15 protein-coding genes are annotated in these 13,962 nt (G+C 72.0%); 7 read left to right on the top strand and 8 right to left on the bottom strand.

Features of this window, described 5'->3' with window-relative positions:
* Positions 1-43: 43 nt before the first annotated feature.
* Together ACWCO8_RS06440 and ACWCO8_RS06435 are read right to left on the bottom strand one after the other, a co-directional pair.
* A complete protein-coding gene (locus ACWCO8_RS06440) occupies positions 44-463 on the bottom strand; it encodes a PaaI family thioesterase (protein WP_362002995.1) in 420 nt (139 codons plus the stop codon).
* 4 nt (positions 464-467) lie between these two features.
* Positions 468-1,043, bottom strand: coding sequence for a sigma-70 family RNA polymerase sigma factor (locus ACWCO8_RS06435; RefSeq protein WP_451031215.1), 576 nt, complete (start codon positions 1,041-1,043; stop codon positions 468-470).
* Positions 1,044-1,304: 261 nt separating this feature from the next.
* Here ACWCO8_RS06435 and ACWCO8_RS06430 point away from each other — a divergent pair, with 261 nt between their 5' ends.
* Positions 1,305-2,501 (top strand): CapA family protein, encoded by a 1,197-nt coding sequence (locus tag ACWCO8_RS06430; protein ID WP_451031214.1) that lies wholly within the window; start codon positions 1,305-1,307, stop codon positions 2,499-2,501.
* 24 nt (positions 2,502-2,525) lie between these two features.
* Here ACWCO8_RS06430 and ACWCO8_RS06425 read toward each other — a convergent pair whose 3' ends face one another.
* Positions 2,526-2,972, bottom strand: a complete 447-nt coding sequence (locus ACWCO8_RS06425) for a universal stress protein (RefSeq protein ID WP_362003001.1) — start codon at positions 2,970-2,972, stop codon at positions 2,526-2,528.
* A 105-nt stretch (positions 2,973-3,077) separates the two neighbouring features.
* Between ACWCO8_RS06425 and ACWCO8_RS06420 the strand changes: the two genes are divergently transcribed.
* Positions 3,078-3,944 carry a polysaccharide deacetylase family protein gene (locus ACWCO8_RS06420; protein ID WP_451031213.1) on the top strand — a complete coding sequence of 289 codons (867 nt, stop codon included), beginning with the start codon at positions 3,078-3,080 and terminating at the stop codon, positions 3,942-3,944.
* A gap of 69 nt (positions 3,945-4,013) precedes the next feature.
* On the opposite strand, the gene ACWCO8_RS06415 is transcribed toward ACWCO8_RS06420, so the two are convergent.
* Positions 4,014-4,664: a class F sortase gene (locus ACWCO8_RS06415; RefSeq protein ID WP_451031212.1), complete on the bottom strand. Its 651-nt coding sequence runs from the start codon at positions 4,662-4,664 to the stop codon at positions 4,014-4,016.
* Between the two features lie 367 nt (positions 4,665-5,031).
* Between ACWCO8_RS06415 and ACWCO8_RS06410 the strand changes: the two genes are divergently transcribed.
* Entirely contained in the window at positions 5,032-5,559 is a 528-nt protein-coding gene (locus ACWCO8_RS06410) for a hypothetical protein (protein WP_451031211.1), read from the top strand.
* 138 nt (positions 5,560-5,697) lie between these two features.
* Here ACWCO8_RS06410 and ACWCO8_RS06405 read toward each other — a convergent pair whose 3' ends face one another.
* From ACWCO8_RS06405 to ACWCO8_RS06395, 3 genes are all read right to left on the bottom strand, one after another.
* Positions 5,698-6,258, bottom strand: coding sequence for a hypothetical protein (locus tag ACWCO8_RS06405; protein WP_451031210.1), 561 nt, complete (start codon positions 6,256-6,258; stop codon positions 5,698-5,700).
* Between the two features lie 183 nt (positions 6,259-6,441).
* The gene (locus ACWCO8_RS06400; protein ID WP_451031209.1) at positions 6,442-7,206 is read right to left on the bottom strand and encodes a bestrophin-like domain; all 765 of its coding nucleotides are present in this window, start codon (positions 7,204-7,206) and stop codon (positions 6,442-6,444) included.
* A 20-nt stretch (positions 7,207-7,226) separates the two neighbouring features.
* Positions 7,227-7,760, bottom strand: coding sequence for a hypothetical protein (locus ACWCO8_RS06395; RefSeq protein ID WP_451031208.1), 534 nt, complete (start codon positions 7,758-7,760; stop codon positions 7,227-7,229).
* A 208-nt stretch (positions 7,761-7,968) separates the two neighbouring features.
* Between ACWCO8_RS06395 and ACWCO8_RS06390 the strand changes: the two genes are divergently transcribed.
* The 3 genes from ACWCO8_RS06390 (at position 7,969) to ACWCO8_RS06380 (ending at position 12,245) form a co-directional block, all read left to right on the top strand.
* The gene (locus ACWCO8_RS06390) at positions 7,969-8,946 is read left to right on the top strand and encodes an SCO0930 family lipoprotein (protein WP_451031207.1); all 978 of its coding nucleotides are present in this window, start codon (positions 7,969-7,971) and stop codon (positions 8,944-8,946) included.
* Positions 8,947-9,225: 279 nt separating this feature from the next.
* Positions 9,226-10,038: an SAM-dependent methyltransferase gene (locus ACWCO8_RS06385; protein WP_451031206.1), complete on the top strand. Its 813-nt coding sequence runs from the start codon at positions 9,226-9,228 to the stop codon at positions 10,036-10,038.
* Positions 10,035-12,245, top strand: coding sequence for a putative bifunctional diguanylate cyclase/phosphodiesterase (locus ACWCO8_RS06380; protein WP_451031205.1), 2,211 nt, complete (start codon positions 10,035-10,037; stop codon positions 12,243-12,245). The genes ACWCO8_RS06385 and ACWCO8_RS06380 overlap by 4 nt, the downstream gene beginning before the upstream one ends.
* Positions 12,246-12,278: 33 nt before the next feature.
* Here ACWCO8_RS06380 and ACWCO8_RS06375 read toward each other — a convergent pair whose 3' ends face one another.
* On the bottom strand, positions 12,279-13,166 hold the full coding sequence (locus tag ACWCO8_RS06375) for a LysR family transcriptional regulator (protein WP_362003019.1): 888 nt from the start codon (positions 13,164-13,166) through the stop codon (positions 12,279-12,281).
* Positions 13,167-13,238: 72 nt separating this feature from the next.
* Here ACWCO8_RS06375 and ACWCO8_RS06370 point away from each other — a divergent pair, with 72 nt between their 5' ends.
* The gene (locus ACWCO8_RS06370) at positions 13,239-13,961 is read left to right on the top strand and encodes a succinate dehydrogenase (RefSeq protein WP_451031204.1); all 723 of its coding nucleotides are present in this window, start codon (positions 13,239-13,241) and stop codon (positions 13,959-13,961) included.
* Position 13,962: the final 1 nt, after the last annotated feature.

The following is a 13,962-nucleotide window of genomic DNA, read 5'->3' as shown; positions in this document are numbered from 1 at the left end:
CGGGGCGATCGGTGCGAGGGGAGGGAGCCGTGTCCGTGGTGGCTCAGCCGAGGAGCGCGTACACCGCGGTCGCGTGCGCGGCCGTCTCCTCCGTGCCCTCGGCCGTCATGGTGATGTCGGCGAAGGCCATCCGCTTGCCCGCCTTGGTCAGCCGCGCCCGCACCAGGACGTCCGTACCGAGCACCGGCCGCTGGAAGCTGATGGACTGCTGCACCGTCGTCATCGGGACGAAGCCGCCGCGGGCCGCCGCGACCGCGATCACCGTCGCCGTGTCGGCGGCGGCCATCAGGGCCTGGCCGGAGAGACCGCCGCCCTCGCGGGCCAGCCGGTCCGACCAGGGGAGGCGGAGCACCGCCTCCTGACCGTCGACCGAGACCACCGAGAGCCCCAGATCGAGCACCCAGGGGGCGAAGTTGTCGGCGAGTACCTTGTCCGCGGCGGCGGGAGTCAGCGTCGGCGTCACCGGGTCATTGTGCGGCCGCGGCGTGCGGGCGGGCAACGGCGCGTCGGCGCGGCCGGTAGCCGGGCAGCCGGTGGCCGAGCTGGCGGAGCGCGTAGTGCGAGCGGGACTTGACCGTCCCGGCGGGTATGCCGAGGTCGGCCGCGGCCTCGTTGACGGTCAGGCCGTGGAAGTAGAGCCGGACCAGGACCGCGCGGTGCTCCGGGCTCAGGCCGCGGACCGCGGCGCGGACGTCGAGGGCGGCGACCGCCGACTCGGTCGCGTCCGCCGGGTCGGGGGTGGAGGCGAGCATCCCGTCGCCCGTCTCGACCGGCCGGGCGAGCCGTGAGCGGCGGGCGTCGATCGCGAGGCGCCGGGCCACGGTGAAGAGCCAGGGGCGCATCGACTCGAACGGCCCGTCGAAGGCCTCCGGGTGGAGCCAGGCCCGTACGAGCGTCTCCTGGGCCAGGTCCTCCGCGCGCTGCCGGTCGCCGTAGGTCAGGCCGAGCAGGAAGCCGAGGAGCGCCGGGCCGTGGTCCCGCTGCAGCTTCGCGAGGTGCCGCTCGTCCGTGGTCGCCGTTCTCGTCGCGGTCGCCGTCGTCATGGTCCACACCTCTCCTGCCGGCTCGTCGTCCCGGGGCGTATACGAACGCATTCGGGCGACAAGGGACAGGGAACGAACGAGGGTCTGCGACGAGCGGTCGCACCGAGCGGCGAATGGTGCGATGAGCGGTCGGGCGGAGGCCCTTCATCCGATTCAGCGGGGTTTAGGGGCTGATGCGGCTTTGACTCTTGACTAGGGCATTCATCCCCTGTCAATTCATCAGGTCAGATGATTGTCCTATGAATGAGGCGGAGTCGGCAGATGGCCCAGCGGACGAGACAGGGGGCGGTGGCCTTCGCGGCCGTCCTGCTCACGGCGGCGACCGGGTGCTCGGGCGGCACCGGGGGACCCGACACCCCACCCTCACGCCAGGACCCGGGCAGTCCGTCTGCCCCGTCGGCCGCCCCCGGGGGCGCCTCCGCGCGGACCGGTTTCACGCTCGTCGCCACCGGTGACGTCCTGCCGCACGACTCGGTCATCCAGAAGGCCGCCGCCGACGCGAACGGCCAGGGATACGACTTCCGCCCGATGCTCTCCGGGGTGAAGAGCGTCGTCTCCGGCGCCGATCTGGCCCTCTGCCACATGGAGACCGTGTACGGAGCCGAGGGCGGGCCCTACACCGGCTACCCCGCCTTCAAGTCCCCGCCGGAGATCGCCCCCGCGCTCAAGGAGACCGGGTACGACTCCTGCTCCACCGCCTCCAACCACACCCTGGACGACGGCCCGGCCGGCCTCGTCCGGACCCTCGACGCCCTCGACAAGGCGGGCGTCCAGCACGCCGGCTCGGCCCGCACGGCCGAGGAGGCCGCCCGCCCCACCCTGCTCAAGGCGGGCGACGCGACCGTCGCCCAGCTCGCGTACACCTACGACACGAACGGCTACCCGCTGCCCGAGGGGAAGCCCTGGGCCGTCAACCTGATCGACGAGGGGAAGATCGTCGCCGACGCCCGGGCGGCCCGCCGGGCCGGCGCGGACGTCGTCGTGGTCAGCATTCACTGGGGTACGGAGTGGCAGACCGCCCCCGACGACCGCCAGCTGACGCTCGCCCGCTCCCTCACTGCATCGCAGACCGACGGCAGGCCGGACATCGACCTGATCCTCGGCACCCACGCGCACGTGCCGCAGGCCTACGAGAAGGTCAACGGCACCTGGGTGATCTACGGCATGGGCGACCAGATCGCCGGCGACATGATCAACCACGCCGGCGCCCACGACCCCCGGGGCAACCAGTCCAGCCTGGGGCGCTTCACCTTCACCCCGCCCAGGACCCCCGGCGCGCGCTGGGAGGTCGCCAAGGCGGAGTTCCTCCCACAGTGGTACGACACGGGCCGCGGCCGGGTCGTCGACCTCAACGCGGCCATCAGGAAGGGCGAACACCTCACCGCCGTACGCGACACCATCCGCGACGTCGTCCTCGGCCGGGGCGCGGCGAAGGACGGCCTGGTGATGGGGGAGTAGTGCGCACCGAGATGCCGGAGCCGGTCACGGAACGACCGTGACCGGCCAGCGGCCCGCCTTGACCAGCCGGACCGCGACCGAGCCGACGAAGCGGTGGCCCGCCGACTCCGACGCGCCCACCACGACGGCGTCCGCCTTGAGCTCGTCCGCCGCCGACACGAGCCCCGCGTACGCGTCGCCCCGGAAGGTGTGGAACTCCCAGCGCACCTGCCAGATGTCCCGCACCTTCTCCGCCGCCTCGCGGATCTCCGCCACCAGGCCCTCGGCGATCTCGTCTGTCGTCACGGCGACGGGCGCCCCGAGCGCCGCGCCCGCGGCCATCACCGGCTGGACGTAGACGAGGGCGAGCAGGGCGTTCTGCCGCCGTGCGAGACCTGCCGCGTACGACGCGGCCCGCAGGGAGGAGTCGGAACCGTCGACTCCGGCGACGATCACCTTGGGGCCGTCCGTACCGCGTTCGAATGCCGTCACCCTTCGAGGCTATCGGCTCATCGGGTGCATTCGGATGCCCGGCCGGTGTGGATGAGGGGTGCGGAGCTTCGGCCATGCGAGCTATTAGTCATGAAAAAGGATCAGATGCCTACCGGGCGCCGGACGGTCCTGCGTTTCGCCGCCGCCCTGGGGGCCACCGCCACGGTCGGAGTCCTCACCGCCGACCGCTTCGGCGCCCCACCGGGCGCCCCGCCCGCCACCGCCCCGGAGGCCGCCGGCGGGCCCGCCCCCGGAGCACCCGGCGGCGGCCCCGCCCCGGGCGCACCCGCGAGCGCCCGCCTGAAGCCCTCCGCGTACCGGCTCCAGCCGATGACGGCGTACGCGCCCCCGGCCGTCCGCCGGGCGGTCCCGCCCGTCCGGCAGCGGCCGTTCCTCCAGATGTCCGGCGTCGGCCACTCGATGGTGCTGACCTTCGACGACGGCCCCGACCCCCGCTACACCCCCGAGATCCTCGCCACCCTGCGGCGGTACGACTGCCGGGCGATGTTCTTCGTCTGCGGCGAGATGGTGGAGGACAACCAGGACCTGGTACGGGAGATGGCCGAGGACGGGCACGTGATCGGCAACCACTCCTGGTCGCATCCCCTCATCCCCAAGCTGCGGCCCTCCCGCATCCGCGACGAACTCGGCTCCACCAGCGAGCTCGTGGAGTCCGTCGTCGGCACCGCCCCGCTCTGGTACCGCGCCCCCTTCGGGGCCTGGAACCGGCACTCCTTCGAGATCGGCGCCGAACTGGGCATGGAGCCGCTCGCCTGGACCGTCGACACCCTCGACTGGCAGGAACCGGGCACCGACAGCATCGTCCGCCGGGTCCTGGACGGGGCGGCGCCCGGAGTGGTCGTGCTCTCGCACGACGCGGGCGGAAACCGCTCCCAGAGCGTCACGGCGCTGAAGCGCTACCTGCCCGAACTCCTCGACGCCGGCTACAGCATCACCGTGCCGCGACGCTGAGCGGACCCCGCGCACGCGGAAGGCCCCCGGACTCCTCCGGGGGCCTTCCACATGGGGTGGTACGGCGGCTCAGCGCGAGCCGACCATCCGGGCGTAGACCACCACATTGCCTTCGTAGCCAGTGGCCCGCGAGTAGCCGCCGCCGCAGGTGATGACGCGCAGTTCGGGAGCCCCGGTGTCGGAGTAGACCTCTACTCCGGGGAAGTTGTTCTTGGCGTACACCTCGACGCCGTAGATCTCGAAGACGGCCACCTGGCCGTCGTACCGTTCCACCTCGACGTGCTGGCCCCTCTCCAGTGACCCGAGGCCGTAGAAGACCGCGGGGCCCGCGGAGTTGTCGACATGGCCCACGAGGACGGCGGTGCCGCGCTGCCCGGGCGCGATGCCGTTCTGGTACCAGCCCGCCAGGTTCGGGTCCTCCGGAGGCGGCGCCGCGATCCAGCCGTCCTGGTCGAGGCCGACGTCCATGAGGGGCGCCGCGACCCGGATGGCCGGGATGGTCACGCGCGAGGCGGGAGCGTACGGCAGGGGTTCGAGTCCGTCGGGCGCGGTGGGCGGCGACGCGTTCGGCTGCGGTCGCGCGGCGGCGGTCGGCTGCGGCGGAAGGTCCGTCTCGACTCCGTTGCGCATCATCGCGAGGCCGGACAGCATGACGAGAGCGAGCACGCCCCATGGCTGGCGTCTCCTCGGCACAAGGACGCTGAAGTCCTTGGGGCTCATGGTTCTCCCTTCGTGGCGTCGTCAGAACGGTAAGGGCGGACCGGCGGACCGGCGATCGGAGCAGGGCGAACGGGTGGCGGGCGAGGGCCGCCCGCACCGGCGGGTTCCGGGATTTCGTGATACCAGGCGTGCGGGAGGGTGACGAGGACGATGACCCATCCGAGTATTCGTCAGATAATCCCCCTGACAGTCTGTGACCTGCGGCTCCGTCAGATTCGCGGCCGATTCCGCGGCGTGTCGCCTCACCAGGGTGGACCAGTGCCGAAATGCGGGGATTGCCACTACTTGTGAATGTTCGTCGTGGAAGGCGTACTCGTCGAACTTCCCGGAGCACCGCTTTGGGGCGTCTTCCACTGGAGGTTCAACCATGCGTGCTGCACGCACTCTGGCGGTGACCGCCACCGCGTTCGCGGCGGTCGGGCTCGCCGCCCCCCTCGCCGCTGCCACCACCGAGCCCGTCAACGTCTCCGTCGACGCCTTCGAGGCCCCGCGAGGCGGCGACGGCAACAACGGAGTCATGGTCTCCCCCGCCGCCGTCCACCAGGGGGGACTCCTCACCATCTCCGTCCGGAACTGCGCCGGTGGCACGGTGACGTCCAACGCCTTCCCGACGACCACCCTCTCCGGCAACACCAATGGCGCTTCCACCGCCACGGTCCGCATCCACAACAACGTCACGCCCGGTCAGTACAACCTGGCCGTCCAGTGCGGCAACCGCACGCTCACCCAGTCGTTCCGGGTGCTGTCCGGTCAGGGCGCCCAGGGCGGCATCGGTGGCTCGCTCGCTCCCAGCTCCACGGAGATGGCCGTCGGCGGCTCGCTCGTCGCCGCGGCCGCGCTCGGCGGCGGTCTCTTCATCGTCCGCCGGCGCCGCATGGCAGGCGCCAAGGTCTGACCGGCCGAACCTCCCGGTCGGCCGCAACGCCCGTCGCCCCCGAATCCTGGTTCAGGATTCGGGGGCGACGGGCGTGTACGGCGGTCCCGGTGCGCGTTTCGCGGACGGGGGACCCAGGGCCTTCGCACGGCCCCGCCGTCAGTGGCGACGGCCGCTGGACGACTGCGACCTGCGGCGTACGGTGAGGACGGTGCCCGCCACCGCGGCGACCACCAGACCGGCACCGGCCGCCAGCGTTCCCGTGGAGACGCCCTCGACGGAGCCGCCGAGGCCGCCCTGCACGCCGCGCGGGGTGGTCAGGACGGTGGAGCGGCTCGTCGGGCTCGTGGTGGTGCCGCTGATGGTCAGGTTGACGGTGTCGGTGATCCCGCCGGTGCAGCGGAACGTGACCGTGTAGACGGCACCCCGCTGGGCGTCCAGGTCCACCAGGGCGGTGGCCGAGGAGCCGGGGGCGATCGTCACCGTGTCGAAGACGCCCCCCGAGGCCGTCGCCGTACTGGCGCAGCCCGGGGCGGTGAACGTCACCCGCCCGCCCGGCGCCACCAGCGAGGGCGTCACGACGAAATCGCCCGGTGCCTTCGCCTGGGCCGCCTGCGGCATCGGTGCGGGCGCACCGTCCGCCGCGACGGCGATGGGGGCGGCCAGGGCGAGGGTGGCCGCCCCCAGCAGGGCAGTGGATGCGGCACGTATCGCGCGCATGGAGTCCTCCGGTCCCCGAGGAGCAGCAGCGGAAGCGGTTTCCGCACAAGGACAGGGCGTGCACCTCGATACCCGAGACGCTAGGAGCGCACTACCACAGCCGCGATCCCAGACGGGCGAATGGGGCATTCATGTCCCCCGCATGGTCCACACGCGTGTCGCCCGGCCGCCGCTGGGCGGACGCTACTGGGTCAGGTGCGGAAAAAGAGCGGTGAACGGGCCCGCCGTCGCCGAGATCCCCCGCCCGAACGGCGCGTCGAAGTCCCAGATCAGGAAGAGCAGGAAGGCGATCAGCGCGCTGAAAAGCCCCGCGAGCAGCAGCTCCCTGCCGGTGCGCCGGATCTGCAGGGTGAAGATCAGCCCGACCGTCACAAGGGCCCCGATGATCAGGCCGAACCACACCACCCCCGGCATGGTCGCCCCCGCCCCCTCGCCGCGGGAGCCCCGCGCGTCGTCCACCACCGCCACCTGGTCCACGAGCGGCTGGTACGCCTGGCCCTCGTGGTCGGTGGCCGGCTGGTAGTCCGTCACGGACCGGCGCACCTGCTCCAGGAGCCGGGTGCCCTCGTCGCTGAGCTCGCCGTGCTCGGACATGTGGGGCCACTCCTCGTCGACCACGTAGGCGACGTACGCGTCGACATCGGCGCGGATCCGGGTCCGTACGTCCGCCGGGTACACCTCGACGCGCGCCGAGATCTCGTGCAGCGCCTGGGCCTCCTGGCGCACCGTCTCCTGGGCCGCGCCGCGTGCCTCCCAGACGCCGGCGATCGCGAGGCCCAGCACGATCGCGTAGATCACGCCGATCATCATCGTCATGTACTCCATGACGTCGGGCGTCTCGCTGGGGTCGTCGTCGTCCGGGACCCGGCGGTTGTTGATGACGACGATGGTGAGGACGACCGCGCAGGCGGCGGCCATCGCGATGGTCAGGACGAGCCATTCGGACATGGTGATTCCTTCGGCGGGACTCAGCGGGAACGGGGACGCAGGATCGCGGTCGCGAGCACGGCCGGGGCGGTGACGAGCAGCATCATCGTCACGGGCGAGGTGCCGCCCTCGGGCTGCGGTCGGGCGGTGCGGCGGTACGCGGGCAGGGCGACGGGGGTGGCGGCCGGCGGGCGTTGGCGCAGCGACGGCGGCGGGGGAGTGGGCCTGGGCGCCTCGGGCGCCGGCACGGGCTTCGCCGGCGGGGTCGGTGCCGGTTCCGGCCGCGGCGGGGCGGGCCGGGGCGGGGGTGGTGGGTCCGCCCGTACGGGAGGAGGCGGCGGGGCGGTCTTCGGCGGCGCGGGGGGCGGCGTGGGCGTCGGCCGCGGCGGCCGGGGCGGGGTCGGTGTGGGCGAGCACGCGCCCGGCCCGATGACCGCGACCGAGGTGTTCGAGCCACCGGGCCCGGTCGTGGCGTAGGCGCAGGCGTCGGCGGTCGCGGGCGCCGGTGCGGCGAGCAGCCACAGCAGCGCGCCGGTCGCCAGGGCCCGCGCGAGGAGAGATCCGTACAGAGACACGCCGAAGAGCATGATCACAGTCCTGGCGCCGCACGCTCCGAATCGGCCCGGATTCCCCGGAAGGTGGGGATCTGCGGGCGCACCGGTTTGACGATCTCCGAAAGATTCTTCGACACCCGTTGAGTGCGACGCCCGCGCGGTCCGTACTCCATGCCGGGAAGCGGCCGCGACGGCCGCATCAACTGGCAAGGAAACAACGGGAGTTGAGATGAAGACCTGGCGGAACGCGGCGCTCGCACTGACGGCGGCGGCCGTACTCGCGCTGACGACGGCGTGCGGTCAGGAGAAGGGCGACCAGACGCTCGGCGGTCAGCCGGCGGGAGCCGCGAACCCGGCCGGAGCGCCCGCCGACAGCGGCTACGCCTCCGGGGGCTACGGTTCCGGTTCCGGTGCCGCCGACGGGAGCGGGGCCGAACCGGCCGGGCAGCTGGCGGTGTCGACGACCAAGCAGCTCGGCAAGGTGGTCACCGACAGCGAGGGCTTCACGCTCTACCGCTTCGACAAGGACTCCGCTTCCCCACCGAAGGCGACCTGCGAGGGCGAATGCGCCGCGGTGTGGCCCGTGGTCGGCGCCGAGGGCGCCAAGCCCCCGGCCGGGGTGGACCCTTCGCTGCTCGGCGAGGTCGCCCGCTCCGACGGCAGCACGCAACTGACCATCGGCGGCTGGCCGATGTACCGGTACGCCAAGGACACCAAGCCCGGCGACCTCAACGGGCAGGGTGTGGGCGGCACCTGGTTCGCCTCCGCCCCCGACGGGAAGAAGGCCGCACCTGCCGCCGAGGAGGGTGCGGAGGAGGGCGCCGAGGAGGCGCAGCCGGCCGACGCGGCGGGCCTCTCGGTGCGCAAGGACCCCAAGCTCGGTGACATCGTGGTCGATTCGAGCGGAATGACGGTCTACCGTTTCAAGAAGGATTCCGCCTGGCCCATGAAGACAGCCTGCACGGGGGCTTGCCTGGAGAAGTGGCCGGTTGTCGCCCCTGTCGACAAGAACGACATCGAGGGGATCACGAAGAAGGGCTTCGTCACCTTCAACCGCCCCGACGGCATCAAGCAGCAGACGATCGACTGCTGGCCCCTCTACACCTTCGCCGGCGACGAGGCGCCCGGAGACACCAACGGCCAAGGTGTGGGCGGCACCTGGTACGCCGTGTCCCCCGAGGGAAAGCTGGTCGGAGCGCCCAAGTAACTCCCCCGCGCAGCGCTTTCGGCCGGCCGGTCCGCCGTCACCCCACGGGTGACGGCGGACCGGCGCACGTCCATATGCACGTGAAAGTGCACGCGCTGACGGCGTGAACTCTGCGTTCCTCGCGGAGTTCCACGCGCACGTGCCAATGGCGTGTGACCAAGAACGGACCGCGAATTTCCGTTTCCACTCGCTCTCTCGGCGGGCGATCAGTAGCCTCGGCTCGAACACCGGCCGCGAACACATGGCCGTATCCCCCGTGGCGACTTGTTGGAGACATTGATGGAGCGTCCCGCCTGGGCCCCGCCGGGTATCGATATTTCGGTACCGAGTGTGTCCCGTATGTACGACTTCTATCTGGGCGGCTCGCACAATTTCGAGGTGGACCGGGAAGCGGCCCGCAAGGCCATGGAGTTCATGCCGGGGCTCCCCAAGATCATGCAGGCGAATCGGGCCTTCATGCGTCGCGCCGTGCGTTTCGCCGTCGACAACGGCATCACCCAGTTCCTCGACATAGGCTCCGGCATACCGACGTTCGGCAACGTCCACGAGGTCGCGCAGGCGGCGTCCCCCGAGGCGCGCGTGGTGTACGTCGACCACGACCCGGTCGCCGTCGCGCACAGCCGCGCGGTCCTGGAGGGCAACGACCGCGCCGCCGTCGTCGCCGCCGACCTGCGCAAGCCGCGGGAGATCCTGAACAGCCCCGAGGTCCGCGAACTCCTCGACCTGGAGCGGCCGGTGGCGCTGCTGCTGGTGGCCGTCCTGCACTTCCTGGAGGACGAGGACGAACCGGGCGCGGCCGTCACCGAACTCCTCGAAGCCCTCGCGCCCGGCAGTCTGCTCGTGCTGACCCACGCCTCGTACGAGGGCATTCCGCTCTCGCAGGACGAGGCCGCCGGCACCGTCGGGGTCTACAAGAGCATCCGCAACCCGCTCGTGATGCGCTCGCACGGCGAGATCAGCCGCTTCTTCGAAGGCTGCGAACTGATCGAGCCCGGCCTGGTGTCCATGCCCGACTGGCGGCCCGAGAGCCCGGTCGAGGACGAGGATCCCTTCGCCTTCTCGGGCTTCGCAGGGGTGGGGCGCAAAGCGTGAAGGTGCCGTCGCAGCCGTCCGGTTCCGGCGCGGAGCCGGACGGCCTCGAGGACAGACTCAGGCGGTTCGTGACGATATGGAGCCGGGCCATCTTCCCGGTCACGGCCACCTCGATGACCCGCGCCGAGTTCGAGCAGCATCTGCTGCCGCTCGCCCGCGAACTGCGCGCCGCGCTCCACGACAGGTCCTTCGACACGGCACCCGCGCACCGCGCCGGAGCCGCGCTCGTCGGCGTCCACTGCACCGACCCCGACGCACTCAGCCGCACGCTCGGGGTCATCGACGCGTACCTGGTGCTGTACTGCGGTGAGGAGGAGGCCACCGCCGCCACGGGCACGGCCGCCCCCGCCGGTGCTCCGACCGTCACGGCCACGGAGGAGCTGCGGGCCCGCTGCTCACGGCTCCAGCACGCGATGGCCGCCGGATTCGCCCAGGCGCTGCGCGAGCGGACCCGGTTGGAGCAGGAGGCCATCGCACGGTCCGCGCTGAACGCCCGCAGCGCCGCCGAAGTCGCCCTGCACACCACGGAGAGCCGCTTCCGGGCGGTCTTCGACGGCGCCGCGATCGGGATCGGGATAGCCGACCTCGAAGGCAACATCCTGGAGGTCAACGAGACCCTGACCCGCATGTTCGGCGGCCTCGAACAGCACGTGCGCAGCCGGAACGTCAGCGAGTGGTCGCACCCCGAGGACGGCCCGCACGTCTGGAAGCTCTACGGCGAGCTGGTGCGCGGCGAACGCGACCACTACCGCGTGGAGAAGCCGTACTACCGGGGAGACGGCACGGTCCTGTGGACCAACCTCACCGTCTCGCTGCTGCGCGACGCGGAGGGCGTCCCGCAGTACCAGCTGGCGCTGATGGAGGACACCACCGAACGGCGGCTGCTCAACCTGCGGCTGCGGTACGAGGCGACCCATGACGCGCTCACCGGGCTGCCCAACCGGACCCTGTTCTTCGAGCGCCTGGAGAAGGCGCTCGCCCCGGCCGACGGCGGCCGCTTCGGCCTCTGCTACCTCGACCTGGACGGCTTCAAGGCCATCAACGACAGCCTCGGCCACTCGACCGGTGACCGGCTGCTCGTCGAGGTCGCGGACCGGCTGCAGAGCTGCGCCACGGCGCCGGGGGAGATGGTGGCCCGGCTCGGCGGCGACGAGTTCGTCGCGCTGACCACCGGCCCGCACACCGAGCGGGAGGTCGTCGAGCTGTCGAACCGCATCCTCGCCACGCTCGCCACGCCCGTCCGGATCGACGGCCGCGAACTGACCGTCCGCGGCTCCATCGGGGTCGTCGAGGGCCCGGCGGGGGAGCGGACCCCGGCGGAGGTGCTGCGCAGCGCGGACATCACCATGTACCGGGCCAAGTCGGCCGGCGGCAACCGCTTCGAGTTCGCCGACGCGGAGGCCGACGCCCGCGCGATCACCCGGCACGGGCTGACCACCGCGCTGCCGGCGGCGCTCGAGCGCGGCGAGTTCTTCATCGAGTACCAGCCGCTGGTGCACCTCGGCGACGGCAGCGTGCACGGCGCGGAGGCGCTCGTCCGGTGGTGCCACCCGCAGCACGGCGTGCTCGGCCCCGACCGGTTCATCCCGCTCGCCGAGAACACCGGCCTGATCGTGCCGCTCGGGCGCTGGGTCCTCCAGGAGGCCGTCCGGCAGGCCCGGTTCTGGCAGGCGCGGCACTCCGACGGGGGCCCGCTGCGGATCAACGTCAACCTCTCGCCGACGCAGTTGCACCACCCGCGCCTGGTCGCCGACACGGTCGACGTTCTGGAGCGGTCGGGGCTCGAACCGGGCGCGCTCTGTCTGGAGGTCACCGAGTCGGCGCTGATCGGCGCGGACGACGATCTGCTGAAGCCGCTGCGGCAGCTCGCGGAGATGGGCGTGGACATCGCGCTCGACGACTTCGGCACGGGGTACTCGAACCTGGCGAACCTCCGCCGCCTCCCGGTGAGCGTCCTGAAGCTGGACCGCTCCTTCACGCAGGGAATGCAGCAGCACCCGGCGGACCCGGTCGACCTGAAGATCGTGGAGGGCATCGTCTCCCTGGCGCACAGCCTGGAGCTCGCGGTGACGGTGGAGGGCGTGGAGACGGGCGCGCAGGCGCAGCAACTCCGCGACCTGGGCTGCGACACGGCCCAAGGCTGGTACTACGCTCGCCCGGGCGCCCCGGACCGCATCCACTCCTTGGTCCTGGCGGACGCGGTGTAGCAGGCCGGGGGTGGGGGTGCGTGCCCCCACCCGTCAGGAGCCCGGGCGGGACGCCAGGAGGACGCGCTGGAGCTCTCGGGCCGCGCGCGGGGGCGCCACGTCGCTGCGGTGGGCCAGGGCGATCGTGCGGCGGAGGCCGGGGCGGGCCAGGGACGTGACGCGGAGGTCGCGGCCCGCGCGGGCGGCCACCATCGCCGGGACCACCGCGACACCGAGACCCGCCCGTACGAAGCCCAGCACCGCGTCCATCTCGCCCCCCTCCACCGTGAACGACGGCTCGAAGCCCTCCGCCCGGCACGCCGCCACCGTCAGCTCCCGCAGGTCGTAGCCGTGCCGGAACATCACCATCGGCTGGTCGCGGAGGTCCGCGATCCGTACCGGCCGCGCGGGCGCCGGCGCCGCCGCGCTCGACACCACCACCAGGTCCTCCCGCAGCAGCTCCACCGTCGTCAGCGCGGGCGACGGCGTCGGCAGCGGCAGCACCACGAGCGCCAGATCGAGCGCGCCGCGCGCCAGCTCCCGTACGAGATCGTGCGAGCCGCCCTCCTCGATCAGGAGCTGGATCCCGGGATGCAGATCGTGGAAGGCGCGCAGCACGTCCGGCAGCAGACCGGTGCACAGGCTCGGCGTCGCGCCGAGCCGCACCCGCCCCCGCTTCAGCTGCACCAGCTCCTGCACCTCGTGCCGCGCCGTGTCCGTGTCCGCGAGGATCCGCCGCGCCAGCGGCAGCAGCGCCTCGCCCGCGTCGGTCAGCGCGATGTTCCCCCGCGCCCGGCTGAACAGCTCCGCCCCCAGCTCCTGCTCAAGGGCCCTGATCTGCTGCGACAGCGAGGGCTGGGAGACGTGCACCCGCTCGGCCGCGCGCGTGAAGTGCCGGGTCTCCGCCACGGCCACGAAGTACAGAAGCTGCTGGAACTGCATAGGCACAGCCTATCGAGATGAGCCGAACCATGTCTTGGACCTCTCGGGCCCTTCGGCCCTAGCGTCGGTTGCATGGCTCTGGCAACGAAGACGGCATCGAAGGAACGCTCACCGTCGCCCACCCGCTCCCGCGGCTTCTGGTCCTCGACCATCGGCAAGAAGACCGTCATGGCCGTCAGCGGTCTGATCATGCTCGGCTACCTCGTGGCCCACGTCGCCGGCAACCTCAAGGTCTTCTTCGGGCCCGAGGAGTTCAACGCGTACGGGCACTGGCTGCGCACCATGGGCGCCCCCGTCCTGCACTACTCCTGGGCTCTCTGGCTCGTCCGGATCGTGCTGCTCGCCGCCGTCGTCGGCCACGCCGTCTCCGCGTACCAGCTCAGCAGGCGTGACATCAAGGCCCGCCCCACCGGCTACGTCCACCGCCGCAAGGGGTCCTCGTACGCCACCCGCACCATGCGCTGGGGCGGGATCATCCTGGCCCTCTTCATCGTCTGGCACGTCCTGGACCTGACCACCGGCACCGTCCACCCCGGCGGCTTCCAGGAGGGACGACCGTACGAGAACGTCGTCGACACCTTCTCCACCTGGTACGGCAACGTCATCTACCTCGTCGCCATGCTCGCCGTCGGCCTGCACGTCCGCCACGGCTTCTGGAGCGCCGCCCAGACCCTCGGCCTCGGCAACGCCCGCCGCGAGCGGCTCCTCAAGATCCTCGCCAACGGCCTCGCGCTCGTCCTGACCGTGGGCTTCGTCTCCGTACCCGTCGCCGTCATGACCGGAGTGGTGAGCTGAC

It is taken from the genome of Streptomyces sp. NPDC001927 (assembly GCF_053594455.1).
The sequence above is the reverse complement of the archived record's forward strand: the minus strand, read 5'-3'. Positions and strand labels throughout refer to the sequence as shown.

What these genes read in the sequence shown, in the direction of transcription:
- ACWCO8_RS06435 (WP_451031215.1), bottom strand. Translation starts at nt 1,043, where the DNA reads ATGACGACGGCGACCGCGACGAGAACGGCGACCACGGACGAGCGGCAC.
- ACWCO8_RS06370 (WP_451031204.1), top strand. Translation starts at nt 13,239, where the DNA reads ATGGCTCTGGCAACGAAGACGGCATCGAAGGAACGCTCACCGTCGCCC.
- ACWCO8_RS06400 (WP_451031209.1), bottom strand. Translation starts at nt 7,206, where the DNA reads ATGTCCGAATGGCTCGTCCTGACCATCGCGATGGCCGCCGCCTGCGCG.
- ACWCO8_RS06415 (WP_451031212.1), bottom strand. Translation starts at nt 4,664, where the DNA reads ATGAGCCCCAAGGACTTCAGCGTCCTTGTGCCGAGGAGACGCCAGCCA.
- ACWCO8_RS06390 (WP_451031207.1), top strand. Translation starts at nt 7,969, where the DNA reads ATGAAGACCTGGCGGAACGCGGCGCTCGCACTGACGGCGGCGGCCGTA.
- ACWCO8_RS06385 (WP_451031206.1), top strand. Translation starts at nt 9,226, where the DNA reads ATGGAGCGTCCCGCCTGGGCCCCGCCGGGTATCGATATTTCGGTACCG.
- ACWCO8_RS06375 (WP_362003019.1), bottom strand. Translation starts at nt 13,166, where the DNA reads ATGCAGTTCCAGCAGCTTCTGTACTTCGTGGCCGTGGCGGAGACCCGG.
- ACWCO8_RS06410 (WP_451031211.1), top strand. Translation starts at nt 5,032, where the DNA reads ATGCGTGCTGCACGCACTCTGGCGGTGACCGCCACCGCGTTCGCGGCG.
- ACWCO8_RS06430 (WP_451031214.1), top strand. Translation starts at nt 1,305, where the DNA reads ATGGCCCAGCGGACGAGACAGGGGGCGGTGGCCTTCGCGGCCGTCCTG.
- ACWCO8_RS06405 (WP_451031210.1), bottom strand. Translation starts at nt 6,258, where the DNA reads ATGCGCGCGATACGTGCCGCATCCACTGCCCTGCTGGGGGCGGCCACC.
- ACWCO8_RS06420 (WP_451031213.1), top strand. Translation starts at nt 3,078, where the DNA reads ATGCCTACCGGGCGCCGGACGGTCCTGCGTTTCGCCGCCGCCCTGGGG.